The 25,332-nt window shown below is 66.8% G+C and carries 24 protein-coding genes; 13 read left to right on the top strand and 11 right to left on the bottom strand.

What is annotated here, in order from left to right:
* The first annotated feature begins 55 nt into the window (after positions 1–55).
* From AC5Y5O_RS16650 to helR, 5 genes are all read left to right on the top strand, one after another.
* Positions 56–619, top strand: coding sequence for a TIGR03086 family metal-binding protein (locus tag AC5Y5O_RS16650; protein WP_243393854.1), 564 nt, complete (start codon positions 56–58; stop codon positions 617–619).
* On the top strand, positions 616–930 hold the full coding sequence (locus AC5Y5O_RS16645) for an ArsR/SmtB family transcription factor (protein ID WP_096286636.1): 315 nt from the start codon (positions 616–618) through the stop codon (positions 928–930). The genes AC5Y5O_RS16650 and AC5Y5O_RS16645 overlap by 4 nt, the downstream gene beginning before the upstream one ends.
* Entirely contained in the window at positions 927–1,391 is a 465-nt protein-coding gene (locus tag AC5Y5O_RS16640; RefSeq protein WP_096286634.1) for an SRPBCC family protein, read from the top strand. Before AC5Y5O_RS16645 ends, AC5Y5O_RS16640 begins: the two co-directional genes overlap by 4 nt.
* Positions 1,388–1,708, top strand: a complete 321-nt coding sequence (locus AC5Y5O_RS16635; RefSeq protein ID WP_096286632.1) for a hypothetical protein — start codon at positions 1,388–1,390, stop codon at positions 1,706–1,708. The genes AC5Y5O_RS16640 and AC5Y5O_RS16635 overlap by 4 nt, the downstream gene beginning before the upstream one ends.
* Before the next feature lie 92 nt (positions 1,709–1,800).
* Complete coding sequence (gene helR / locus AC5Y5O_RS16630; RefSeq protein WP_207768502.1) at positions 1,801–3,978, top strand: RNA polymerase recycling motor ATPase HelR; 2,178 nt, start codon at positions 1,801–1,803, stop codon at positions 3,976–3,978.
* Here the strand turns inward: helR and AC5Y5O_RS16625 are convergent.
* The 3 genes from AC5Y5O_RS16625 to AC5Y5O_RS16615 form a co-directional block, all read right to left on the bottom strand.
* Positions 3,975–5,450 carry an HNH endonuclease signature motif containing protein gene (locus AC5Y5O_RS16625; RefSeq protein WP_500025844.1) on the bottom strand — a complete coding sequence of 492 codons (1,476 nt, stop codon included), beginning with the start codon at positions 5,448–5,450 and terminating at the stop codon, positions 3,975–3,977. The genes helR and AC5Y5O_RS16625 overlap by 4 nt on opposite strands.
* 79 nt (positions 5,451–5,529) lie before the next feature.
* Positions 5,530–5,817 (bottom strand): PPE family protein, SVP subgroup, encoded by a 288-nt coding sequence (locus AC5Y5O_RS16620; protein WP_165796351.1) that lies wholly within the window; start codon positions 5,815–5,817, stop codon positions 5,530–5,532.
* A 226-nt stretch (positions 5,818–6,043) separates the two neighbouring features.
* Positions 6,044–6,691, bottom strand: a complete 648-nt coding sequence (locus AC5Y5O_RS16615) for a TetR/AcrR family transcriptional regulator (RefSeq protein WP_096286626.1) — start codon at positions 6,689–6,691, stop codon at positions 6,044–6,046.
* Between the two features lie 93 nt (positions 6,692–6,784).
* Here AC5Y5O_RS16615 and AC5Y5O_RS16610 point away from each other — a divergent pair, with 93 nt between their 5' ends.
* Genes AC5Y5O_RS16610 through AC5Y5O_RS16600 form a run of 3 tightly spaced genes read left to right on the top strand, consistent with a single transcriptional unit; the run spans position 6,785 to position 8,822 of the window.
* Positions 6,785–7,270, top strand: coding sequence for a peroxiredoxin family protein (locus tag AC5Y5O_RS16610; protein ID WP_096286625.1), 486 nt, complete (start codon positions 6,785–6,787; stop codon positions 7,268–7,270).
* Complete coding sequence (locus tag AC5Y5O_RS16605; RefSeq protein ID WP_096286623.1) at positions 7,267–7,704, top strand: hypothetical protein; 438 nt, start codon at positions 7,267–7,269, stop codon at positions 7,702–7,704. Before AC5Y5O_RS16610 ends, AC5Y5O_RS16605 begins: the two co-directional genes overlap by 4 nt.
* Positions 7,705–7,709: 5 nt before the next feature.
* On the top strand, positions 7,710–8,822 hold the full coding sequence (locus AC5Y5O_RS16600) for an oxidoreductase (protein WP_500025837.1): 1,113 nt from the start codon (positions 7,710–7,712) through the stop codon (positions 8,820–8,822).
* Here the strand turns inward: AC5Y5O_RS16600 and hisS are convergent.
* The gene (hisS, locus tag AC5Y5O_RS16595; protein WP_096286619.1) at positions 8,800–10,086 is read right to left on the bottom strand and encodes a histidine--tRNA ligase; all 1,287 of its coding nucleotides are present in this window, start codon (positions 10,084–10,086) and stop codon (positions 8,800–8,802) included. The genes AC5Y5O_RS16600 and hisS overlap by 23 nt on opposite strands.
* Positions 10,083–10,745, bottom strand: coding sequence for an MBL fold metallo-hydrolase (locus tag AC5Y5O_RS16590; protein ID WP_500026138.1), 663 nt, complete (start codon positions 10,743–10,745; stop codon positions 10,083–10,085). The genes hisS and AC5Y5O_RS16590 overlap by 4 nt, the downstream gene beginning before the upstream one ends.
* A 104-nt stretch (positions 10,746–10,849) precedes the next feature.
* On the opposite strand from AC5Y5O_RS16590, the gene AC5Y5O_RS16585 reads away from it, so the two are divergent.
* The 3 genes from AC5Y5O_RS16585 to AC5Y5O_RS16575 all read left to right on the top strand — a co-directional run bounded on the left by AC5Y5O_RS16585 (position 10,850) and on the right by AC5Y5O_RS16575 (position 15,439).
* Complete coding sequence (locus tag AC5Y5O_RS16585) at positions 10,850–11,749, top strand: peptidylprolyl isomerase (RefSeq protein WP_500025834.1); 900 nt, start codon at positions 10,850–10,852, stop codon at positions 11,747–11,749.
* 70 nt (positions 11,750–11,819) lie between these two features.
* Entirely contained in the window at positions 11,820–13,637 is a 1,818-nt protein-coding gene (locus AC5Y5O_RS16580; RefSeq protein WP_500025831.1) for a protein kinase domain-containing protein, read from the top strand.
* 20 nt (positions 13,638–13,657) lie between these two features.
* A complete protein-coding gene (locus tag AC5Y5O_RS16575; RefSeq protein ID WP_500025829.1) occupies positions 13,658–15,439 on the top strand; it encodes a protein kinase domain-containing protein in 1,782 nt (593 codons plus the stop codon).
* A 3-nt stretch (positions 15,440–15,442) separates the two neighbouring features.
* Here the strand turns inward: AC5Y5O_RS16575 and AC5Y5O_RS16570 are convergent, their stop codons facing one another.
* The 6 genes from AC5Y5O_RS16570 to yajC form a co-directional block, all read right to left on the bottom strand.
* Positions 15,443–17,812 carry a RelA/SpoT family protein gene (locus tag AC5Y5O_RS16570; RefSeq protein ID WP_096291035.1) on the bottom strand — a complete coding sequence of 790 codons (2,370 nt, stop codon included), beginning with the start codon at positions 17,810–17,812 and terminating at the stop codon, positions 15,443–15,445.
* 32 nt (positions 17,813–17,844) lie between these two features.
* Positions 17,845–18,387, bottom strand: coding sequence for an adenine phosphoribosyltransferase (locus AC5Y5O_RS16565; protein ID WP_423790890.1), 543 nt, complete (start codon positions 18,385–18,387; stop codon positions 17,845–17,847).
* A complete protein-coding gene (locus AC5Y5O_RS16560) occupies positions 18,384–20,033 on the bottom strand; it encodes an ABC transporter substrate-binding protein (RefSeq protein WP_096286614.1) in 1,650 nt (549 codons plus the stop codon). The genes AC5Y5O_RS16565 and AC5Y5O_RS16560 overlap by 4 nt, the downstream gene beginning before the upstream one ends.
* Before the next feature lie 5 nt (positions 20,034–20,038).
* Positions 20,039–21,298, bottom strand: coding sequence for a protein translocase subunit SecF (gene secF / locus AC5Y5O_RS16555; protein WP_500025826.1), 1,260 nt, complete (start codon positions 21,296–21,298; stop codon positions 20,039–20,041).
* Positions 21,295–23,076 carry a protein translocase subunit SecD gene (gene secD / locus AC5Y5O_RS16550; protein ID WP_500025823.1) on the bottom strand — a complete coding sequence of 594 codons (1,782 nt, stop codon included), beginning with the start codon at positions 23,074–23,076 and terminating at the stop codon, positions 21,295–21,297. Before secD ends, secF begins: the two co-directional genes overlap by 4 nt.
* An 89-nt stretch (positions 23,077–23,165) precedes the next feature.
* Entirely contained in the window at positions 23,166–23,513 is a 348-nt protein-coding gene (gene yajC, locus AC5Y5O_RS16545) for a preprotein translocase subunit YajC (protein ID WP_500025821.1), read from the bottom strand.
* A gap of 221 nt (positions 23,514–23,734) precedes the next feature.
* Between yajC and gabT the strand changes: the two genes are divergently transcribed.
* Together gabT and AC5Y5O_RS16535 are read left to right on the top strand one after the other, a co-directional pair.
* A complete protein-coding gene (gene gabT / locus AC5Y5O_RS16540; protein ID WP_500025819.1) occupies positions 23,735–25,084 on the top strand; it encodes a 4-aminobutyrate--2-oxoglutarate transaminase in 1,350 nt (449 codons plus the stop codon).
* Positions 25,085–25,120: 36 nt separating this feature from the next.
* Positions 25,121–25,332 (top strand): hypothetical protein (locus AC5Y5O_RS16535; protein ID WP_500025817.1); only part of this gene is annotated, 212 nt, incomplete at its 3' end.

Here is a 25,332-nt window from a genome sequence, read left to right as displayed (position 1 = left end):
TGCGATGTCAAGCGATGTCCTTGACCGATTGTTTAGCAGACGCTAAATTTAGCAGATGCTGAACAATGAGACGATGGTCGACCCCGTCGCGCTGTACCGCACCGCCACTGATCGCGCGATCACCGTTGTCGAAACGGTGCGGTCCGATCAACTCGATTGGCCCACACCATGTTCAGAGTGGAACGTGCAACAGCTCATCGATCATCTCGTCGGGGGCGCGGAGTATCTCCTCGCAGCGGCGGCGGGTCGCCAACCCGCGGTGGTGCAGGATGCGATGCCGCGCGGTTATCGCAAGGACGTTCATCGGGTGCTGACAGCTGTCTCAAAGCCGGGGGTGCTGGAACGAACCTGCGCGTCCCCGCTCGGCTTTGATTGGCCGCTCGCTCAGGCGGTCGCCGGGACGTTTATGGATGTGCTGATCCACACCTGGGATCTGGCACGCGCCACCGGTCAGGACGAGCAGCTCGACCCCGCACTGGTTCAGGTGTGTACGGCGATGTTCGTACCCGAGATGCCCCGGCGGGGAAGGGCAGCCGGCATCATCGGACCAGAGGTGGAGCTCAGCGCTGACGCTTCGGCGCAGGATCGGCTCCTGGCCGCGATGGGTCGTCGCCCATGAGCGAGGCCGCCGTCGAGAACGCGATCAGGGCCTTGGCCCACCCGGGACGGCGGACGATGTTGCAGCTGGTCTGGGACCAGGAACGCACCGCGTCCGCTCTCGCCGAAGCCGCGGGGTTGTCGAAATCGGCTGCAAGTCAACATCTCAAGCTGCTGCGCGAGGCAGGCCTCGTGGAGGTCCGGGTGGAGGCCACCCGCCGGTTGTATCGCGCTGACCTTGCCCGCGTTGGCCAGATCGCTGCGCTACTCGACGAATTCTGGGCTGCTCCGTTGCAACGGCTGCGTGCGACCGCCGAATCAGATCCGACATGAAACTGGCCGCCCAGCAACTCGTAGTCCACGCCAGCGCGCAACGGGTGTTCGAACTGTTCACCGACCCGGATCAATTCATTCAGTGGATGGCCCCGCAAGCCACGCTCGAACCGATTCCCGGCGGGATCGTGCGATGGACCCATCCCAACGGCGACACCGTCTCTGGCCGCTACCTGGAGATCACGCCACACCGGATCGTATTCACCTACGGATGGGAACGCCCCGAGGTCGAAATACCGCCTGGCTCAACCACTGTCGAGATCGACCTGACTCCTCAGCCGGACGGTTCCACCATGGTCACATTGGTCCATCGCGGCCTCGACGAGCCCGCCGCCGATGCCCACCGCGGCGGCTGGGCGCACTACATCGACCGCATGCGACGCACGGCCGAGGGTGAGGACGTCGGCGCCGACCCGTGGGCGCAACGTCGGGTACCCACGTTCGAAGAGCGGCGAACGTGACCAATGACGCCTCACCCGAAGTCTGCTTCTCCGACCTCGCGGAAATCCTCTTGAAAACCGACTCGGTGACTCGCTCAACGATGATGGGCCTACCCTGCCTGCGCGTCAACGGGCTCTTCTTCGCATCGTTCGACCCGCGAACCGATTGCTTGGTGGTCAAGCTTCCCGCGGCAAGAGTTGATGAACTCATCACGTCCGGATTGGCCTTACCCTTCGCCCCGGCCGGACGCCGCTTTCGGGAATGGGCCGCTATCACACCCAGCCAATCGCCACACTGGCCGGCCCTCCTCAACGAGGCCCTGGCCTTTTGCGCTTGATCGAAGGGCAATATGGAAAGAGGAATCTTCCGGCTCCTCCTGGGTTAAATGCGCAATATCGCTGGCCGAGAACTGAAGTGGCGGAGGGGTACTTGTCGAATCCTGGGTATGAAGGCGAACTGCGGTCCGAGCAGGACTACGTGACCGGGCTCTATGCGCGCCTCGATGCCGAGCGCGCCCGGGCGAAGGAGAATTTCCGCGCGGCATTGCTGGGCGATGGCGAGAGCCTGTCGGACCGGGACGCGGAGGTCCGGGCGGTGGCGAGGGAGGTCAAACGGCTGGACGTCGCCGACTACGGGCTGTGCTTCGGGCGGTTGGACGCCATCTCCGGTGAACGCAGCTACATCGGCCGCATCGGCCTGTTCGACGCCGACAACGAGTATCACCCGCTGCTGCTCGACTGGCGCGCTCCGGCCGCCCGGGCGTTCTATGTCGCGACCGCCGCCACCCCGGAGGGCATGCACCGCCGGCGCCAGTTCCACACCCGCGGGCGAAGCATCGACGACTTCACCGACGAGGTGTTCGGCCGGCCGGGCGCGGACGCGCAAGGCGATGGGGCCCTGCTGGCGGCGATCAACGCGCCACGAGGCGAGGGCATGCGCGACATCGTCGCGACCATTCAGGCCGAGCAGGACGAGATCATCCGGCTCGATCATCCCGGCGTGCTGGTGATCGAGGGTGGCCCCGGCACCGGCAAGACGGTCGTGGCGCTGCATCGCGTCGCGTACCTGCTGTACACCCAGCGCGAGCGCATCGAGCGCCACGGAGTCCTTGTGGTGGGACCTAATCCGGCGTTCCTGCGCCATGTCGATCGGGTGCTGCCGTCGCTGGGCGAGTCCAGCGTGGTGTTCATGACGCCGGGCGATCTGGTCCCTGGAATGCGCGTCACCGCCGAGGACACCCCGGAGTGCGCGGCGTTCAAGGGGTCGCTGAAAATCCTCGACGTGCTGGCCGCCGCGGTCGCCGATCGGCAGCGACTACCCGAGCGCCCGCTGGAGATCGAACTGGCCGACGTCACAATGCGCATCGACGCCGAGATCGGCGGCTGGGCGCGAGACGAGGCACGCGGCAGCGGACAACCGCACAACCAGGCCCGCGCGGTGTTCATCGACATCCTCACCTGGGCGCTGACCGAGCGCGCGATCGCCCGGATCGGCCGCGGCTGGTTGACCCGCGAGGACCGCAGCGCATGGGAACAGCTGCGTTCCGACCTGCTCGCCGAGCTGGCGGACAACGAGCAGTTCGCCGCCGCACTCGACCGGCTCTGGCCGATCCTGACACCGCGGGAGCTGCTGGCTTCGCTGTACCTCTCCCCCGAGCGGCTGCATGCCGTGGGTGCGCCCCAGTCGCTGTTGCGTGTCGACGGCGAGGCCTGGACGGTGTCGGACGTGCCGCTGCTCGACGAGCTGGTCGATCTGCTCGGCCGCGACAAGGCGGCCGAGGCCGCGGAGGCGAACGCCAAGCGCGAGCGCAACTACGAGGCCGAGTACGCCGCCGGCGTGCTGGACCTGATGATCGCGCGCGAGGATCTGATGGACGACGAGGACCAGCTGATGGCCCGCGACGTGATCCATGCCGAGGCCCTAGCCGACCGTTTCATCGAGCGCGACACGCGTGAACTCGCCGAACGTGCTGCGGCAGATCGAGATTGGACCTATCGCCATGTCGTGGTCGACGAGGCCCAGGAACTGTCCGAGATGGACTGGCGGGTGCTGATGCGACGTTGCCCCGGCCGGTCCTTCACCGTGGTCGGCGATCTCGCCCAGCGCCGGTCGGCCGCCGGTGCGACATCGTGGCAAGCGATGCTGCAGCCGTACGTGCCGGGCCGGTGGGATTACCGGTCGCTGACGGTCAACTACCGCACGCCGGAAGAAATCATGACGGTCGCCGCCGCGCTGCTCGAGGAGTTCGCGCCGGGGGTACAGCCACCGGAATCGGTTCGCGCCTGCGGCGCGCGGCCCTGGTCGCGACAGGTCACCGACGACGAATTGCCTGGCGCGATTGAAGAATTCGTGCGCGACGAAGCCGGTCGTGACGGCACCAGCGTTGTGATCGGTCCACCCGGGGTGCCGGGTACGGTGCCGGTCTCACAGACCAAGGGATTGGAGTTCGACGCCGTGCTGGTGGTCGACCCGCAGCGGATCCTCGCGGACGGCCCGCGCGGCGCATCCGAGCTCTACGTCGCCCTCACCCGCGCCACCCAACGGCTCGGCGTCTTGCATCGAGAACCGTTGCCAGAGGCGCTGTCCGGCTTGGCCGTCTTGAACTAGAAGGGCGGCGGATCCGGATCGCCTGTGGCAGTGAGCGATTCGTCCGGCCCCACCCGCGCCTGGCGGTTCTGCCGACGTTCGGCGGCGATGCGAGCGGCGCGATTCTGGGCGCGAGTCTGCCGTCGCATCGGCATCATCGCGGTCCGCTCGCCGCAGTAGTCCTGCAGCCGTTCGATGTCGGGCGCCGGCGCGCCGCTTGTCGGCTGGCACAGGCTCGGGAACAGCAGCGCGCTGCCCGGGGTGGTGACATAGGTCTGACCAGCCGGCGAGGTCAGAATCACCGTCCCGTCGGGCAGCTGCTTGTCGCGCCATCCCCAGAACGTCTTGACCAGGTGATGAGTCCTGCAGTAGCACTTCAGGTTTGACGCATGCGTCGGGCCACCGTCGCCGTACGGGATCGTATGGTCGACGTCGCACTCGACTGCCGGCCGGTCGCAACCCGGCCAGCGGCAGGTCAGGTCTCGGCATCGCACGAAATCCCGCAGCGCCGCCGAAGGCACATATCCGGGTTCGGGCGCAGCATCGGCGGGATGGACCAGCGGCACCAGCCGGGCCGACTTGGCAAGTTCGGCAACGAGTTCCGGCGGGATGAGTCCGTCCGCACCGAGCTGGGACGCGGGCACCGAGCCGGTACCGTCGACCGCGGCCCGCTCGGCGATCACATGAATGACGACGGGCGACGCGGCGGGACGCTTGCCCGCCGCGCAGTCGGGCCGGCCGCACCGGCACCCCAGCCGGTCGGCGGAAACGGCCAGCGCGCCCAGCGCGTCGGCCCGGCGCTGCTCACGGCCGCGCGGGTCGTGTTCACACACCGTGGCAGCCAGCGCGTTCAACCGCTTTTCCAGAGCCCGGGCGTCGGGGGTCAGCAAGGAACCGTGGATCTCGGACGTGCCGTCGCCGATGTCCGCGATCCATACCTCGCGCCCGGATTGCCGTTGCTTTCGCCGCCGGACGGCATCGGCATCGGCCCGCACCACAATCCTGTCCACCTGCCCGGCCAGCCGACCGTGCGTCAGCGATGGCCAACGCGGCAAGCAAACCGCCAACTCCGCATCGACTCTGGCCAGTGCCTCGTCGTCGGTCAGCAGATCGGTGCGGTAGACGATCGTCTGAAACATCCGATAGTCGATGTCGCCGGCCTTGAACACCGCTGCAACCTTCGGCAACCGCTCACGCATTGCCCGGGCGTACCGAAGGCGACTCGCCGCCAGCCCCTGACTGATCCGCAACGCCGCCGCCACTTCGGCGGCCACCGCCTCCATCGTGTCGACCGCCCATGCCTCGGTGTCCGAACAACGCGCCAGTCGATAGGCGAACAGGTCTGCGATGTCGGTCAGCTGGGTGGCGGCCGCCCGATTTTCCGCCCGTGCGGACGAGCGGATGCGATTGACCAAGGCCGCGGAATCGGGTGTGGTGGACGGATAGCGCCGCCCGAAGACCTCATCGATCTCGTCGCAGCTACTCGAACCCATGTTCGAATGATACAACGCCCCACCGACAAGAAAGTCAGCCTGAAACGCAAGTGACACAAGTGATTTGGCGCGAACTGACTCACGCCTCGTCGGCCAGCAACTCCCCCTGTTGCGCAGGGACGGCGTGACGGCCGGTCATCACGCTCATCAGGCCGTCCTGGTAAGTGAGGCCGGGTGGCTTGACCTTCGGGGTAGCCGGGAGCTCGTCGGGCCTGGGAGCGGACTTCGGCCAGGCCGGCGGTACCGACAGCGAGCCCAGCGCGGGCGACGCGCCCAGAGCCGCGCACTCCACCACCACGCTGGAGAAATCGCGGAACGACTTCACCCTGGGAGGGGTTGCCCCGCTCGGCATCTCAGCACGTTCCACGGACGTCTCCTTATCGGCCGGCCTGCGCGGCGACGACGCCTGTCCCGCGCAATCTTGCACGACCGTACAATAACCACGGGCCGCCATGAACCAGTTTGCTGAATATTCGTCGACGGGATCGCTAATTTCCGCCCGCCCGGTCAAAACCGGCGGCGATGAGCGCCCAAAACGCGAGAGCACCTCGGCGACAACCGAATCGAGCGGCACCGACACCTGCTCGTTGCCCTCAGGCCTTGCGCCCCCGCTTCGGGTCGCTGCGGTAGGTAGCGATGTGCCCGAGCGCCATGTCCAGCGCGAGTTCGAGAGGCCGCGCGCTGCGCATCGTCTGCGCCATCAGCAAGCCGCCTTGCACCGCACTCATCATCGACAGTGCGAGATCGGCGGGATCGGCATCGGCGGACAATTCACCATTGCCACGCATCGTCGTCATGCCAGCAGCGAGATATGCCTGCCACTCGGCGAAGCTCTGCGCAAGCTGCTGTCGCGCCGAGTCGGATTGTTCGGCGAGCTCGCCCACGAGCGAACCTAGCGGGCAACCCCCGACACCGTGTGTAGCGCGGGCCATCGCCAAGACATGGTCGCACCAGCGCTGCAGTCCTTCCCACGAGGAGACTTCGCCGAGATTTGGCTGCTGGGCCGCGATGACCTGGCCGAGTTGGGTCTTGATGACCTCGCAGATGAGCGCTTCCTTGTTCGGGAAGTAGTGGTACAGCTGCGACTTACTCGTGTTGGTATCGGCGATGACGTCGTCCAGGCTTGTTCCGGCGACACCCTGCCGGCGGACGAGTGCCGCGGCCGCAGCGACGATTCGCGCTCTGGTCGCCGCACCGCGATTCGTCAGCCGCGCACCCGCGGGGCGCTCTTTTGACGGCATGAAGCAGAAGTGTAGATCGAATTGGACTTGATAGTCCAGTTCGGGTTCAGCACACTTTGTCCACGTCGTCCGCCTACCCCGGGAGAGGAATGCATGTCCCGCCTGAATAACGGTGATCAGTTTCCCGCGTTAGAACTTCCAGCGGTCGGTGGCGGCACGATCTCGCTACCGGGCGATCTCGCCGGGTACTACGGCGTCGTCCTGATCTACCGCGGGTCGTGGTGCCCCTACTGCAACGCGCAGTTGGCCGCGTTCTCTCGTGCCGCCGACGCGCTGAACGACCTTGGCGTCAAGGTCGTCGCCTTCTCGGTCGACGATGCCGAGACCACCGCAGCGCTGGTGTCGAAGCGCAAGCTGTCCTTCCCGGTCGGCCACAGCGCCGACGCCGACAAGATCGCCGCAGTGACCGACGCCTACGTCAGCGAGGAGCCGCACTACCTGCAATCGACCGGCTTCGTCCTGGCGCCGGACGGGACGGTCCGACTCGCCGTCTACTCGAGCGGTGCGATAGGCCGGCTGGTCGCCGACGACGTGATCGGCTTCATCCGCTACATCAAGGAGCATCCGGACCTACGATGAGCAACCCCGCGAAAATCTTGCGATACAACACGCCATTCCTGGGTTGGGTGATGTTCTGGTTCGGATTGTTGAAGTTGATCGAACCGTTTCGTACGCAGTTCAATGTTCAAATCACCAACAGTCGATTGCCGCGATCCAGCATACCGATGGGCATAGTCGGTGAGATATCTATTGGGTTGAGTCTGCTTTCAGCCTCCCGCTTGAGGCGCAAACACTCTCCACGTGCCAACCCGCTCACCTCCGCCGCCTCAGCCGCACTGATTGCCAACATGGCGGGGGCTACCTATGTACATCTGCACCCGGAGGTGCCAGCCGAGGTGCTTCCCCTGCGGATCAAGCCTCCGTTCATACCGCTGTTGTGTATGTGGTTGGCTGCGGTGAATGTGCTTGCCGTTCATCGAGACAACGACCCGCGTCAACCGATCCGAAAGTGATGGCAGTGCCCGACGACACGTGTCCGCCTTATCAGACCTTGTTCAACGCCGCGAAAATCGGAAGGGTCGAACTCGCCAATCGCGTGGCCCTGGCACCGATGACACGAGTCAGCGCGACGGCCGACGGACTGCCCACCGACCAGGTCGCTGCCTACTACCGCAGATTCGCCCGGGGCGGATTCGGCCTGTTGATCACGGAGGGGCTTTACATCGACGACCTGACCAGTCAGGGATATCTCTTTCAACCAGGCATCGCCAACGCCGTGCACGCGTCGGCCTGGCAGCCAGTGGTCGAGGGTGTCCATGACTGCGGGGCCAAATATTTCGCTCAACTCATGCATGCCGGCAGCCAGTCGCAGGGCAACCCGCATACCGACACCACCTGGGGGCCGTCCGCCATACGCCCGAAAGGCGAGCAACTACCCATGTACCGCGGTGCCGGCCCCTTCAAAATTCCCCAAGCGATGACCGTCGAGCATCTCGGCCGAGTCCGCAGCGCCTTCGTCAACGCCGCGCGGCAGGCGCGCGACGCCGGGTTCGACGGTGTGGAGATCCACGGTGCGAATGGGTATCTGCTGGACGAATTCCTCACCGACTACCTGAATACCCGCACCGACGATTACGGCGGCAGCGTCGCCAATCGGGTGCGCCTCGCGGCCGAGGTCTGCCACGACGTCGCGTCGGCAGTCGGTGGCGAGATCGCGGTCGGTATCCGGATCTCCCAGGGAAAGGTTTCCGACAACCACCATCATTGGACGGGCGGCGAGGACGACGCGGCCACCATCTTCGCCACGCTGGCCGACACCGGCATCGATTACATACACACCACCGAATATCGCGCGCTTGCACCGGCATTCGCCGGTTCAGACAAATCGCTCGCGCAGCTTGCGAAGCAGTACAGCGGGCTGCCGATCATCGCCAACGGCCACCTGGACGACCCGAAAGACGGCGCCGCCATCATCGACTCGGGCGCTGCCGATGTCGTCGCCCTGGCCAAACCCGCGCTGGCGAATCGCGACTGGCCCCATCGGGTGCGATCCGGACGACCGTTGTCACCGGATGTGCCGCGGGACCTGTTCGGGCCCGTCGCCAACATCAAGGATTGGGAAGTCGCCTGAAACGCGAGAGAACCTCGGCGACAACCGATTCGATCGGCACCGACACCTGCTCCCCGGCCGCGAGATCCTTGACGCCGACCGTGCCGGACTCCAGATCGCGATCACCGGCGACCAGCGCGAGGCGGGCACCGGATCGGTCGGCGGCGCGCATCGCGCCCTTGAGCCCACGATCGCCGTAGGCCATATCGACCCGGACGCCGGCGGCCCGCAGCTCACCGCCCAGCACCGCCAGCCGCAGCTTGGCCGCGTCGCTGAGCGGCACTCCGAAGACGTCGCAACGCGTGGTCTCCCCCGCACTCTTGCCCTCGGCGCGCAACGCCAGCAGCGTGCGGTCCACGCCGAGTCCAAAACCGATGCCGGACAGGTCTTGTCCACCGAGCCGGCGCATCAACCCGTCGTAGCGGCCGCCGCCACCGATGCCCGATTGCGCGCCGAGTCCGTCGTGCACGAACTCGAAAGTCGTCTTGGTGTAGTAATCGAGCCCGCGCACCATCCGCGGGTTGATGACGTAGGGCACACCCAGCGCGTCGAGGTGGGCCAGCACCGTGTCGAAGTGCTGCTTGGCCTCATCGGACAGGTGATCGAGCAGCACCGGCGCATCGGCCGTCATGGCCTTCACCTCGGGCCGTTTGTCGTCGAGCACGCGCAGCGGGTTCAGTCGTGCGCGTCGCAGTGTTTCCTGGTCGAGGTCGAGCCCAAACAAGTACTCCTGCAACAGTTCCCGGTACTGCGGTCGGCAACTGTCGTCGCCCAGCGAGGTGATCTCCAGCCGGAACCCGTCCAGGCCCAGTGACCGGAACCCGCCGTCGGCAATCGCTATCACTTCGGCGTCCAGCGCCGGGTCGTCGACGCCGATCGCCTCGACGCCCACCTGCTGCAGCTGGCGATACCGGCCGGCCTGCGGACGCTCGTAGCGGAAGAACGGCCCGGCGTAACAGAGCTTGACGGGCAGCGCGCCGCGGTCCAGGCCGTGCTCGATCACCGCGCGCACCACCCCGGCGGTGCCCTCCGGCCGCAGCGTCACCGAGCGGTCACCACGGTCGGCGAAGGTGTACATCTCCTTGGACACCACGTCGGTGGATTCACCGACGCCGCGGGCGAACAGCCCGGTGTCCTCGAAGATGGGCAGCTCGATGTCACCGTAGCCGGCCCGCCGTGCCGCGCCCAGCAGGCCAGCACGCACCGCGACGAACTGTGCCGAGTCCGGCGGGACATAGTCGGGCACGCCCTTGGGCGCGGAAAACGCGGTGAACGACTCCGTCATCCGGCCAGGCCTTCGAGGAACGGATTGAAACGCCGCTCGGCCCCGATCGTGGTCGCCGCGCCGTGGCCGGGCAGCACCACGGTGTTGTCGTCGAGCACCAGAAGCTTGTCGATGATCGAGGTCAGCAAATCGCGGCCGCTGCCGCCGAACAGGTCGGTGCGGCCCACCGAGCGCTCGAACAGGGTGTCGCCGGTGAACACCACGTCTTGGTCCGCGGCCACCCGGAAGACCACCGATCCGCGGGTGTGTCCGGGCGTGTGGTCGACGTTGACGCTGACGTTGCCCAGGTCGATCTTGTCGCCGTCGCGGTCCAGTTCGATCACCTGCTTGGGCTCCCGGAAGAACGCACCCGTCATCAGCTGCGCCAGCCGTGGCCCCATACCGAAGATGGGGTCTTTGAGCATGAAGCGGTCTTCGGGATGAATGTAGGTCGGGCAGCCGTAGGTGTCCGAAACCTTCTGAGCAGACCACATGTGGTCGATGTGCCCGTGGGTGAGCAGCACGGCGGCGGGGGTGAGCCGATTCTCGTCAAGGATGCGCCGCAACGGCGCCATCGCTCGCTGCCCCGGATCCACGATCACGGCGTCCGTACCGGGGCGCTCGGCCAGCACGTAGCAGTTGCACTGCAACATGCCCGCGGGAAATCCGGTGATCAACACGTTCGCCATTTTCCCACGGGGCCCAGTTGACACCGCTCGCGCCGCCCGCATTAGCCTGAGCCTGCAAACCCGCCCCCACTGACACGCATGGAGGCATACCGGCCGTGCCGACCAACGAACAGCGACGCGCCAACGCCAAGCGCAAACTCGAACGGCAGCTCGAACGCCGGGCGAAGCAAGCCCGCAGGCGACGTGTGTTAGTCATCGTCGGCGGCGTCGTGGCTGCCATCGCGGTGATCGCCGCGGTGGTGGTCACCGTGATCAACACGAACAACAAGCACAAGCAGGACACGGCAGCGCCGACGACGAGCAACTCGCCGGCGGCGTCGGGCACGACGACTCCGCAAACGGGTCAGGTTCCGCCGGTTCCGCCGCTGCCGGTGTTCAAACCGTCGGACACCGTGGGCGCCAACTGCCAGTACCCGCCGTCGACGGATCCGGCCGCCAAGCCGGTCAAGCCGCCGCGCACCGGCAAGGTGCCGACCGACCCCGCGCAGGTGAGCGCCAGCATGGCGACCAGCCAGGGCAACATCGGCCTGATGCTGGCGAACAACGAATCACCTTGCACGGTCAACAGTTTCGCTAGCCTGATCGGACAGAAGTACTTCGACAACACCAAGTGCCACCGCCTGACCACCTCGGACACGCTGGGTGTGCTGCAATGCGGCGATCCCAAGGGCGACGGCACCGGCGGGCCGGGTTACCAGTTCGCCAACGAGTACCCGACCGACCAGTACCCGCCGAACGACCCCAAGCTGCGCGAACCCGTTCTCTATCCGCGGGGCACCCTCGCGATGGCAAACGCCGGACCCGGCACCAACGGCAGTCAGTTCTTCATGGTCTACAAGGACTCTCAGCTGCCGCCGCAGTACACCGTCTTCGGCACGATTCAGCCTGACGGGCTGGCCGTTCTCGACAAGATCGCCAAGGGCGGCATCAACGGTGGCGGCGAAGACGGCGCACCGAACAGCGAAGTGACGATCAAGTCGATCCTGCTGGACTAGACCCGAAGCAGCGCAACACGGGTCGCCAAGATTCGTAGGAAGCTGGTCGACACTTTAAGGTCATTGAGTGGTGACGGAGTCGTTCGGACATTACGAACTACGCGAGCTGCTGGGCCGCGGGGGCATGGGACAGGTATTTCGCGCCTATGACACCAGCACGGACCGCATCGTCGCGCTCAAGGTGCTGCCCGCACATCTGGCAGACGACGAGGAGTTTCAGCAGCGCTTCCGGCGTGAGGCGCGCATCGCGGCAAGCCTGAACGACCCGCACATGGTGCCGATCCACAGCTACGGCGAGATCGACGGCCGACTGTATGTCGACATGCGGCTGATCGAAGGCCGCGACCTGTTGGCCTACATCGCCGAAAACGGCGGCCGGCTGAGCCCCGAGCGCGCCGTCGCGGTCGTCGAACAGGTTGCGGCAGCACTGGATACGGCCCACGAAGTCGGATTGATCCACCGCGACATCAAACCGTCGAACATCCTGGTGTCCACCCGCGACTTCGTGTACCTGATCGACTTCGGGCTGGCGCGCACCGCCGCCGACACCGCGCTGACCCACACCGGTCACACGATGGGCACGATGGCCTACATGGCCCCGGAGCGCTTCCGGGGCATGACCGATCACCGCGCCGACGTCTACGCGCTGGCCTGCGTGCTCTACGAATGCCTGACCGGACACCTGCCCTACCCCGGCGACACCTTCGAAGAACAGCTCAACGCGCACCTGAACACCCCGCCGCCGCGCGCCTCGTTCACCGCGCCCGGCGTCCCGCCCGCCCTGGACGAGGTGGTCGCTCGCGGCATGGCCAAGGACGTCGACCACCGCTACCAGACCGCCATCGAGTTCGCCGAGGCCGCCAAGGCCGCACTGGCGGGCCACGGCGGCACAGCTGCCCACGGCCCGCCCAGCCCGCCACCGCCGCCGTCCTACCCGGCCACCGCGCCCACCCCGTCGTCGCCGCCAGCGCAATCCGGCCATCCTCCGACGGCCTATGCCCCGCAGCAACCGGAGCCGCAGAAGTCGAACCGGGGCCTGATCATCGGCATCGTGGCGGCATCGCTGTTCACGCTGGCCATGGTGACGGTGCTGGTCATCGCCCTGGTGACCAACGGCGACGCCTCGTCGAACAACGCGACATCCAGCGCCGCACCCCGCCCGAGGTCGCCCAAGCAGGGACCCACCTTCGGCGGACCGGGAGCGGCGACGACCCAGGCCGCCCCGAACGGGAATGCCGCGCCGCCGTTGCCGGCATTTGCCCCGCCACCTGACCTGGGTGCCAACTGTCAATACCAAACCGTGGGCAACGATTCCGTGGATGCCTCGCCCAAGCCCGTCACCCTGCCTCCGTCCGGCAGGGTAGCCACCACGCCGGCGCAGATTCCCGCCACTGTCTCCACCAATTTCGGCGACATCGGCATCGCGCTCGCCAACAACGAGTCACCGTGCACGGTGAACAGCTTCGTCAGCCTTGCCCGCCAACAATTCTTCGACGGCACCATCTGCCCGCGCCTGTCCACCGGCTCGGACGGCGCGACGCTGGTGTGCGGTGGGCCGGATAAGGACGGAAACGGCGGTCCCGGTTACGAATTCGCCGACGAATACCCCACCAATCAATATCCGCCCGGAGATCCCGCGCTCAGGGCGACGGTGATCTACCCGCGCGGAGCCGTGGTCATGGCCACCAACGAGCCCAATACCAACGGCAGCCAATTCGTCATGTTCTACCAGGACACCGAGGCTCCGCCGACATTCACGGTGCTCGGCAACATCGACGCGGCCGGCCTCACGGTCCTCGACAAGATCGCCGCGGCAGGAGTCGCCGGCCACCGGATGACCGGAATGCCGACCTCCGCGGTAACGATCAACTCGATACGGGTCAGCTAACAACGGCATATGGTCGTTGGGTGTCGACGGAAGTATTCGGGCATTACGAACTACAGGGCCTGTTGGGGCGCGGCGGGATGGGACAGGTGTTCCGCGCTCGCGACACCCTCACCGATCGGGTGGTCGCGCTCAAGGTGCTGCCCGCACATCTGGCGGAAGACGACGAATTTCAGCAACGGTTCCGGCGTGAGGCGCGCATCGCGGCAAGCCTGAACGACCCGCACATGGTGCCGATCCACAGCTACGGCGAGATCGACGGCCGACTGTATGTCGACATGCGGCTGATCGAAGGCCGCGACCTGTTGGCCTACATCGCCGAAAACGGCGGCCGGCTGAGCCCCGAGCGCGCCGTCGCGGTCGTCGAACAGGTTGCGGCAGCACTGGATACGGCCCACGAAGTCGGATTGATCCACCGCGACATCAAACCGTCGAACATCCTGGTGTCCACCCGCGACTTCGTGTACCTGATCGACTTCGGGCTGGCGCGCACCGCCGCCGACACCGCGCTGACCCACACCGGTCACACGATGGGCACGATGGCCTACATGGCCCCGGAGCGCTTCCGGGGCATGACCGATCACCGCGCCGACGTCTACGCGCTGGCCTGCGTGCTCTACGAATGCCTGACCGGACACCTGCCCTACCCCGGCGACACCTTCGAAGAACAGCTCAACGCGCACCTGAACACCCCGCCGCCGCGCGCCTCGTTCACCGCGCCCGGCGTTCCGCCCGCTTTAGACGAGGTGGTCATCCGGGGCATGGCCAAGGACGTCGACCAGCGCTACCAAACATCCCTCGAGTTCGCCGAGGCCGCCAAAGCCGCACTGGCGGGCCACGGCGGCACAGCTGCCCACGGCCCGTTACCGCCGTATCCGCCAACGCTTGCGCAACCCGGGCCGACCCCGACGGCCCACACCCCGCTGCGACCCCAGTCGCAGCGCTCGAACCGGCGCCTGATCATCGGGATCGTCGCCGCGTCGGCCTTCACCCTCGCGATGGTGACGGTCCTGGTCGTTGCCCTGGTGACGAACGACAATTCCGCCTCGAACAACGCGACATCCAGCACCATGCCCCATCCCCGGACGCCCAAATTTGGTGGGCCGGTACCGGGCGGACCGACGATCCCGACCACCACGAACGCAGCGGGCCTGCCGCCGTTGCCACCATTCGTTCCGCCACCTGACCTGGGTGCCAACTGTCAATACACGCCCGTGCCGGCCGACGCACAGGAGGGGACGGGAACGAAGTCGGTCAGCCTGCCCCCGTCAGGAAAGGTATCCACCGAACCTGCCCAAATCGCCGCGACCATCTCCACTAATTTTGGGGACATCGGCATCATGCTGGACAACAACAAGTCCCCATGTGCGGTGAATAGCTTCCTCAGCCTGGCGCGGCAACGCTTCTACGCCAACACCGTCTGCGCCCGGCTGACCAAGGCCATCGACATCGGAACGCTTTTGTGCGGTGGTCCGGACGGTGACGGCACCGGCGGGCCGAACTACATCTTCAACGACGAATACCCCGTCAACCAGTACCCTGCCGGGGACCCAGCACTCAGGGCGTCCGTGCTGTATCCGCGCGGGACGTTGGCCCTGGCCAACGAGGGGCCCAATACCAACGCCAGCCAATTCGTCATGTTCTTCAAGGACGGCGAAATGCCGCCGGTGAACACGGTGCTCGGCACCATCGACCAGGCCGGCCTGGCGGTCCTCGACAAGATTGCGGCTGCGGGCGTGGCCGGCAATCGGGACAGCGGTCTTCCGGTCTCCCCGGTGACCATCAGTTCGGTACGGATCGGCTGAGGCCTACGCGGCAGACGTGACGCGGTAGACGTCGTATACGCCTTCGACATTGCGCACAACGTTGAGCAGGTGCCCGAGATGCTTGGGGTCGCCCATCTCAAAAGTGAAGCGGCTGATCGCAACTCGGTCACCCGAGGTGGTGACCGACGCGGACAGGATGTTCACCTTCTCATCGGCGAGCACCCGCGTGACATCCGACAGCAACCGGTGCCGGTCGAGCGCCTCGACCTGAATGGCCACCAGGAACACCGACGACGGCGACGGCGCCCAGAGCACCTCGATGATGCGCTCGGCCTGCTGCTGCAGTGACGCCGCGTTGGTGCAGTCGGTGCGGTGCACGCTGACACCACCGCCGCGGGTGACGAAGCCCATGATCGCATCGCCCGGCACGGGTGTGCAGCACTTGGCCAGCTTGGTCAGCACGCCGGGTGCGCCGGGGACCGAGACGCCGACGTCGTCGGTGCTGCGCGGGCGGCGCAACATCGTTGTCGGCGTGGACCTTTCGGCGAGGTCTTCTTCGGCCTGGTCGATACCGCCGAGCTCGGCGAGCAACCGCTGCACGACGTGTCGCGCCGAGACGTGTCCCTCGCCGATCGCGGTGTACATCGCGGACACGTCGGTGTAGTGCAGCTCGCGGGCCACCGCGGACATGGCCTCGCCGTTGACCAAGCGCTGCAACGGAAGTCCACCGCGACGAACCTCACGGGCCATCGCTTCCTTGCCGGCCTCCAGCGCCTCCTCGCGCCGCTCCTTGGCGAACCACTGGCGGATCTTCGCCTTGGCGCGCGGCGACACCACGAATTGCTGCCAGTCCCGCGACGGCCCGGCGTTGGGCGCTTTGGAGGTGAAAACCTCGACGACTTCCCCGTTTTCGAGCTTGCGTTCCAGCGCCACCAGCCGCCCGTTGACCCGGGCGCCGATGCAGCGGTGGCCGACCTCGGTGTGCACCGCGTAGGCGAAGTCCACCGGCGTCGACCCGGCCGGCAGCGTGACCACATCCCCCTTGGGGGTGAACACGAAAAGCTCTTGCACCGCAAGGTCGTAACGCAACGACTCCAGGAACTCGCCCGGGTCCGCGGCCTCACGTTGCCAGTCGAGCAGCTGCCGCATCCAGGCCATATCGTCGATCTCGGCGGCGGCGTGCGGATGCAGCACACCGTTGCGGCCCTTGGCTTCCTTGTAACGCCAGTGCGCGGCGATGCCGTATTCGGCGGTGCGGTGCATGTCGCGGGTGCGGATCTGCACCTCCAGCGGCTTGCCCTCGGGCCCGACGACCGTGGTGTGCAGTGATTGGTAGACGCCGTATCTGGGCTGGGCGATGTAATCCTTGAACCGCCCCGCCATCGGCTGCCACAGCGAGTGCACCACGCCCACAGCGGCGTAGCAGTCCCGGATCTCGTCGCACAGGATGCGAATGCCGACCAGGTCGTGGATGTCGTCGAAGTCGCGGCCCTTGACGATCATCTTCTGGTAGATCGACCAATAATGCTTGGGCCGGCCCTCAACTGTCGCTTTGATTTTCGACGCGTTGAGGGTGGCGACGATTTCGGCGCGAACCTTGGCCAGGTAGGTGTCCCGAGACGGCGCGCGCCCGGCGACCAGACGAACGATCTCCTCGTACTTCTTCGGGTGCAGGATCGCGAACGACAGGTCTTCGAGCTCCCACTTGACGCTGGCCATACCTAGCCGATGTGCAAGGGGCGCAATGACTTCCAGCGTCTCACGGGCTTTGCGCGCCTGCTTTTCCGGCGGCAGGAAGCGCATGGTCCGCATGTTGTGCAGCCGGTCGGCCACCTTGATCACCAGCACCCGCGGGTCACGCGCCATCGCGGTGATCATCTTGCGGATGGTCTCGCCTTCGGCGGCGTTGCCGAGCTCGACGCGGTCCAGCTTGGTCACGCCGTCGACGAGATGGCCCACCTCTTCGCCGAATTCCTCGCTCAACGCCTCCAGCGTGTATCCGGTGTCCTCGACGGTGTCGTGCAGCAGCGCGGCCACCAAAGTGGTGGTGTCCATGCCCAATTCGGCGAGAATGTTGGCGACGGCCAGCGGGTGGGTGATGTAAGGATCCCCGGAGCGGCGCAGTTGACTGGCGTGACGTTGGTCGGCGACCTCGAAGGCTCGGTTGAGCATCGAAAAGTTCGCCTTCGGATAAACCTCCCGGTGCACCGCCACCAGCGGCTCGAGCACGGGGTTGAATGCGCTGCGCTGGGCGGTCATCCGCCGGGCCAGCCGGGCCCGGACGCGACGCGACGCGCTGCTGGACGTCTTCAGGGTTTCGGTCGGTGCCTCCGACGAGCTCGGCGTGTCGATGGCCGGTAGCGAGTCCGTGGGCGGCACAACAGCTTGCGCCGTGCTTTGCTCATCCGCCACGTTGGTCACCTCCGAACTCGAGAATATCCCCTCTAAACGCGGCTCAAGCTGGCTACCGCCAAAGGCGCGATCGCCTCCCGGCCGCCCAGCGCGGTGATTTCCACCAGGACGGCCGCACCGGTGACGTTGGCCCCGGCGCGCTCGAGCAACCGGTTCGCCGCGCCGAGAGTGCCGCCGGTGGCCAGCACGTCGTCGATGATCGTGATGCTGGTGCCGCGCAAGTCGAGACCGTCGGCGGGGATCTCGATCGCCGCGGGACCGTACTCGCGGGTGTACTTTTCGCGGAGCACCGGTGGCGGCAACTTGCCCTCCTTGCGGATGGACAGCACGCCGGTGCCGAGCCGGGCGGCGACGGCCGCGGCCACCAACGACCCGCGCGATTCGATCCCGGCGACCAGATCCGAGCCGGCGGCGATGCTAGCGAGCGCGTCGATCACCGCGTTCATCGCCGTTCGGTCGGCGAACAGCGGAGTGAGGTCCTTGAACTGGACTCCTCGCTGCGGAAAGTTGGAAACATCGCGGGTCAACGACGCGATGAGGTCGGCTAAGGCCGCGTCCTCGCGAATATCCGTCACTGCATCAAAGCCCATCGGTCCATGTTCCAACCCGCGCCCCAGCGGGTCGGATTCGCGCTGACTGCGTACATCTTCTTCGACATCAGCAACGTGCGCTGCTGCCGATACAGGGGCAACGTCGGCATGTCACCCCAGAGTACCGGCGCTCCCTCGGCCAGCAGGCGAACGCGCTCGGCCGGGTCGCCGGACACCGCAAGCGCACCGATGACGCCGTCGATCTGCGGATTCGCATATCCCGACAGGTTGTTGCCGTTGCCACTGTGCAGGTCGTAGGCGTCCATCGAGGACGATCCGGTGGACCCGCTGCCGCTGGCTCCACCGGTGCTGGCCAGCAGAACATCGATCTTCGCGTCCCGCAGCGCCTGGGGCCCGGAGGTGTCGAGTGTGACGTTGGAGACATTGATGCCCGCGGCGGCGCACGACTTGGTGATCGTCCCGACGGTGACCGCGAGGCGGGCGTTGGGGCCCTGGTAGCCGATTCGCACGGCGAGCGGCGCGCCACCCAGCGCGGCGCGGGCGGCGACCGGGTCCGCCTTGTTGTACGGGCTCGCCTCGGCGGCGCCGTCGGCCTGCGCGACGGCGTCCTCGGCGACCGGAGACAGCCGGGAGTTGGCGATCGGCGCCCCGGCGTCCCGGGCGATCACGTCACGGGGAACACACAGCGCGAACGTGCGGCGATTGTTGTTCTGGGCCAGCGGTCCCTGCGGCGCGAAGATCAGTTGCTCGATGCCCGCCGCTGCCGAATCGGTGCGCTCGTAGTTGTCCGGGGTGTTCAGCGTGCCCGACGACCCGGCCGCGACGTCCACCACGTCGACGCTGCGGTTGTTGACCCGGTCCTGGATGTCGGGGGCCTGCGGTGACACGGTGATCCGCTTGGTAATCGCCTTGGGACCCCACCACCGGTCGTTGGCGACCAACACCACGGCGCCGTCGTCCAGGACGGATTCGATTTTGTACGGTCCCGACGACGGAAAGCGCTTGGCGATCTCGTCGTGGGTGAGACCGGGCTTGAGGTCCCAGGTGGTGTTCCACAGTTGCGCGATCGGCGCGACCGACTGGGGATTGTTGCCCAGCAGCGTCGCGGTCACATCGATATTCAGCTGGTCGGCGATGACGTGCGACGGCATCATCGTGGTCGCGGCGAACAGCTGGGTGTAGTCGACGACGCCGCGGTCCGGGACGAACGAGACCCGCGCCTTCTTCTGTCCCGGTATGCACTCGATGTTGGCGATATCGGCGTAGCCGGCCTGGGTGGCGGCGTCGAATCCGGGAAACCGGCCCGACTGAGCGGCCCAGGCGAGCACCAGGTCGTCGCAGGTCAGCGGCTTGCCGTCGGAGTAGACCGCGCTGTCGGCGATCTGGTAGTCGAGCACCAGCGGTGAGCCGCTCACCACCGTGACCGACCCGAAGTCGCGATCGGCGACGACCTGTCCGTCGGGGCCGTGATAGCCGAACCCGGTCAGGGTGCGGGCGAACGCTTGGGCCCCGGCCGACGCGAACCCGACGGTGGTGTTGGCGTTGTAGGTGCTCAACCGGCCGTCGACGACGTAGTCGATCTGCGAGGCCGCGCTGCCCGAGCATCCCGTCACCAGGACCGCGACGGCGAGCGCAACGGTCAGAGAGATAGCCGCGGACCGCCTGAGCATGGCGGCTACCGCCGGCCGGCGTTTCGCTTGCCGCTCGGGCGCCGGGTGCCGGTGGGTCGCACCGGCCGTGCACCGGGGGCCGGCTTGTTGGGTGCGGGCTCGCCGGACGGCGTCGCGGCCTTCTTCGTCTCGGTGGTGTTCTCGGTGTCGGATGCCTCGTCGGCCGAGCTGACCGCCGGCTCCGGCGTGCCCGGCTTGCGCCGTTTGAGGACGCGGCGGGTGTGGTTTTTCACCAGTTCGGTGCGCTCACGCAGCGTGACCAGCAGCGGGGTGGCGAAGAAGATCGACGAGTAGGTGCCGACCAGGATGCCGACCAGCTGCACCAGCGCCAGGTCCTTCAACGTGCCGACGCCCAGCAACCACACCGCCACCACCATCAGCGCCAGCACCGGCAGGACCGAGATCAGGCTGGTGTTGATCGAGCGCATGAAGGTCTGGTTGATCGCCAGGTTGGCTTCCTCGGCGAAGGTGCGCCGGTTTCGGTGCTGGAAGTCTTTGGTGTTCTCTTCGACCTTGTCGAAGACGATGACGGTGTCGTACAGCGAGAACCCGAGGATGGTCAGCAGGCCGATCACCGTCGCGGGGCTGACCTCGAAGCCGACCAGCGAATACACCCCGGCGGTGACGGTGAGGTCGAAAACCATGGTCGTCAGTGCCGAGATCGACATATAGCGCTCGTAGCGCACCATGATGTAGACGCTGACCAGCACCAGGAACACGCCCAGCGCGATCAGCGCCTTCTTGGTGATCTGGTCGCCCCAGGTCTCCGAGACCGCGGAGTCGCTGATCGCCGCCTTGCTCGGCTTGCCGTCGGCGCCCTTGGGCGCAAACGCGTCGAACAGCGCGTTGCGCAGCTTCGTCGTCTGGTCGTTGGTCAGCGTTTCGGAACTGATCTGCACCGTCGCCGAGCCGCCGTTGCCGACGATGACAACCGATGCGGCGTCACGGCCCAGGGTCTTGCGGAACACGTCCTGCACCTGCGAGGTCGTGACGTTGCCGCGCGGGAACGACACCGTGGTGCCGCCCTTGAAGTCGATGCCGAAGGTAAAGCCACGCAGGATGATCGACAGGATCGCGATCGCGACGATCGCCCCGCTGATGCCGTACCACAACCGGCGCCGCCCGACGACCTCGAAGGCGCCGGTCCCGGTGTAGAGCCGGGCGAGAAAGCTGTGCTGCGGCGGCTGCGCGGCGGAGTCGGACATCAGCTCCACGGCATCGGTGGATTCCGTGAGCTCGGTGGCGTCGGTGTCTTTGGAGGTCATCGGGTTCCCCGTCCCGTCTTCACGTCTGAAGCTCGGCGTTCGCGGGCGACCTGCTGGACAGCGCCCAGGCCGTTGTATTTGGGCTTGGCCAGCGTCGGAGACTTGGAGGCCAGGTAGACCAGCGGCCACGTCACCAGGAACACCACCACGATGTCGAGAACCGTGGTCAGGCCCAACGTGAAGGCGAATCCGCGCACCTGGCCGATCGCCAGGCCGTAGAGCACCGCGGCGGCCAGGAAGGTGACGGCGTTACCTGACACGATCGTCTTGCGGGCACGTACCCAGCCTCGCGGCACGGCCGAGCGGAACGAACGGCCTTCGCGGATTTCGTCTTTGATGCGCTCGAAGAACACCACGAACGAGTCCGCGGTGGTGCCGATACCGATGATCAGACCGGCGATACCCGCCAGGTCCAGGGTGTAGTTGATCTGCCGTCCCAATAGCACCAGGATCGCGAAAATCATTGCGCCCGAAGCAATCAGAGATAGTGCCGTCAGCAATCCCAGCACCCGGTAGTACAGCAGCGAGTACAGCAGCACCAGGATCAGGCCGATCGCGCCCGCGATCAAACCGGCGCGCAGCGAGGTCAATCCCAGTGTCGCCGAAACGGTTTGGGCTTCCGACGATTCGAAGGACAGCGGCAGCGAGCCGTACTTGAGCACGTTGGCCAGCTGCTTGGCGGTGGTGGCGGTGAACGGCGGGTCGCCACCGGAGATCTGGGTGCGCCCGCCGGGGATCGCTTCCTGGATCATCGGCGCGCTCACGACCTGAGAGTCCAGCGTGAACGCGGTCTGGGTGCCGATGTGGGCGGCGGTGAAGTCCGCCCAGGTGTTGGCCGCGGCGGGTTTGAACTGAACGTCGACGACGTAGCCGATGCCGCGCTGGTTCATCGTCGAACTGGCGTCCTGGATCTGGTCACCACTGATGATCGACGGCCCCAGTAGGTAGACGTACTTGTGGTCCGTCGAGCAGGTGATCAGCGGCAGGGCCGGGTCGTCGTTGCCGGCCAGGATGTCCTCTTTGTCGCAGTGAGCGGCCACCCACTGCTGAGCAACCATCTGGATGTAGGGGTTGTTGCTCTGCCGGAAATCCTTCATCACCTTGATGCGGTCGGCGAGATCCTTGCGCGGATCGGGCGGCCCGGGCACCTCGGGTGGCGGGGCGTCGGCGGCCGGGTTTCCGGGCGCGGGCGCGGGCGGCGCGGGGCTGGGGCTGGGCGGCGGGTCTTGCGGGTAAGGACGCGGCTGCGGCGCCGGCCGCCCGGCGGGTGGTGGCGCGGGCTGGCCCCCAGGGGGTGCGGGCTGGCCACCAGGCGGTGCGGGCTGCGCACCAGGCGGTGCGGGCTGCGCACCAGGCGGTGCGGGCTGGCCCCCAGGGGGTTTGGGTTCGGCGGCTTGGGCGGGCGCGGAGTTCAGCACCGGGCGGATGTAGAGCCGAGCGGTCTGGCCCAGGTTGCGGGCTTCGTTGCCGTCGTTGCCGGGCACCGTGATGACCAGGTTGTCACCGTCGACCACGACCTCAGAACCGGAGACGCCCAGGCCGTTGACGCGCGAGCTGATGATCTGCTGCGCCTGCGAGAGAGCCTCCCGGCTCGGGCGGGAGCCGTCCGGAGTGCGCGCGGTCAGGGTGACGCGGGTGCCGCCCTGCAGATCGATGCCGAGCTTCGGGGCGGCGTGCTTGTCCCCGGTGAGAAACACCAGCAGGTAAGCGCCGATCAGCAAGACGAAGAAAACCGACAGGTAGCGGGCAGGGTGCACCGGCGCCGAAGACGATGCCACTTTCCTTATCTCTCCCTTGATAATCGGTTCTGGCTCCCGACAGAGCCTACGTGCCCGCCTGGCGGAAACCGCTCATCGGACCGCTGTGGTCACTGATCTTTGGTCAAGTGGCTCTCGCCGGCCGGACCCTGGGCGTCGTCGGACTCTTCCAAGTCGTCGTCCTCGTCGAAGTCGTCCTCCGGCAGAATCTTGTCGCGGATGGCCAGCTTCATCCAGGTGGTCACCACGCCGGGCGCGATTTCGAGGTCGACGGTGTCGTCGGTGAGCGCGACGACGGTGGCCTGCAGGCCCGAGGTGGTGTGCACGCGATCCCTCGGCTGCAATGACTCGTGCAGGTCGATGGTGGCCTGCATCGCCTTCTTCTGGCGACGCGACGCCAGGTACATGAACCCGCCCATGATGAGCAGGAACGGCAGGAACAAAACCAAACTTTCCATCGAAACGTGCCTGTCTTTCGTATCGGTATTGCCGGGTTTTCCGACGGTCGGTGCCGAGCGACCGGGAGGTCACGCACCGCGCGGTGCGCCGGTGTGTGCCCGTCCAGTCTGGCAGGCCCGGGGGCGCGCGGTTGGGCCGCATCCTCGGCAGGCGCCAAGACCCGTCCTACGGATAGGCTTTCAGCGCGACGCGATACGCGTGTCGCCGGGAGGAGGACGTCGTGGCCAGCCTCGAACAGAGCCGCCAGCTGGTTACCGAAATCCCTGGTCCCCTATCGCTGGAACTCAACAAGCGCCGCGCCTCGGCGGTGTCCCACGGCGTCGGCATCAGCCTGCCGGTGTTCGTCGCGCGTGCCGGTGGCGGCATCGTCGAGGACGTCGACGGGAATCGGCTCATCGACCTGGGCTCTGGCATCGCAGTCACCACGATCGGCAACTCCGCGCCGCGGGTCGTCGACGCGGTGCGCGAACAGGTCGCCGAGTTCACGCATACCTGCTTCATGGTCACGCCGTATGAGTCCTACATCGCGGTCGCCGAGGAGCTGAACCGGATCACCCCGGGCTCGGGCGAGAAGCGGTCGGTGCTGTTCAACTCCGGCGCCGAGGCTGTCGAGAACTCCATCAAGATCGCCCGCTCCTACACCCGCAAACCCGCCGTGGCGGCCTTCGACCACGCCTATCACGGCCGCACCAACATGACGATGGCGCTGACCGCCAAGTCGATGCCCTACAAGAGCGGCTTCGGCCCGTTCGCACCGGAGATCTACCGGGCGCCGATGTCCTACCCGTACCGCGACGGCCTGCTCGACAAGGAGCTGGCCACCGACGGCGAGTTGGCCGCCGCGCGGGCGATCGGCGTCTTGGAGAAGCAGATCGGCGCCGCCAATTTGGCCGCCGTCATCATCGAGCCGATCCAGGGCGAGGGCGGATTCATCGTCCCGGCCGAGGGTTTCCTGCCCGCGCTGGTCGACTGGTGCCACAAGAACGACGTGGTGTTCATCGCCGACGAGGTGCAGAGCGGGTTCGCGCGCACCGGGGCGATGTTCGCCTGCGAGCACGAGGGCCCGAACGGTCTGGAGCCCGACCTGATCTGCACGGCCAAGGGCATCGCCGGTGGGCTGCCGCTCTCGGCGGTGACGGGCCGCGCCGAGATCATGGACGCCCCGCACGTCAGCGGCCTGGGTGGCACCTTCGGCGGTAACCCCGTCGCCTGCGCGGCGGCCCTGGCCAGCATCGAGACGATCGAGAGCGACGGCCTGATCGAGCGGGCCCAGCACATCGAGCGGCTGATCTTCGACGTGCTGCTGCGGATGCAGGCCGGCGACGACCGGATCGGCGACGTGCGCGGCCGCGGCGCCATGATCGCCGTCGAGCTGGTCAAGTCCGGCACCAGCGACCCCGACGCCGAACTGACGAACAAGCTGGTGACCGCCGCCGGCGCGGCCGGCATCATCGTCCTGACCTGTGGGATGTTCGGCAATGTCATCCGGCTGCTGCCCCCGCTGACCATCAGCGACGAGCTACTCATCGAGGGCCTCGAGGTCCTGCGCCTGCTGCTGGCCGACCTGTAGCAGAGCGGCCCAAAGGTGCAGCAGGCCTCGCGCAACGTGAGACCACGATCCGCCGCGCGCGCCGAGCACCCAGTCCTGGCCCGGACGATCCACCGGCTCGCAACCCCGATCATCTTGGTCTGGCTTGGCTTGGTGGCCGTCCTCAACGTGGCCGTCCCGCAGCTCGAGGCGGTGTCCGAAGAGCATTCGGTCTCACTGGTTCCCAAGGACGCGCCGTCGTATCGGGCGACCAAGCACATCGGCGAGGT

This window comes from Mycobacterium sp. NGS40 (genome assembly GCF_059812735.1).
Note: the sequence above shows the minus strand (reverse complement) of the source record. Positions and strands in the feature narration are given on the sequence as shown.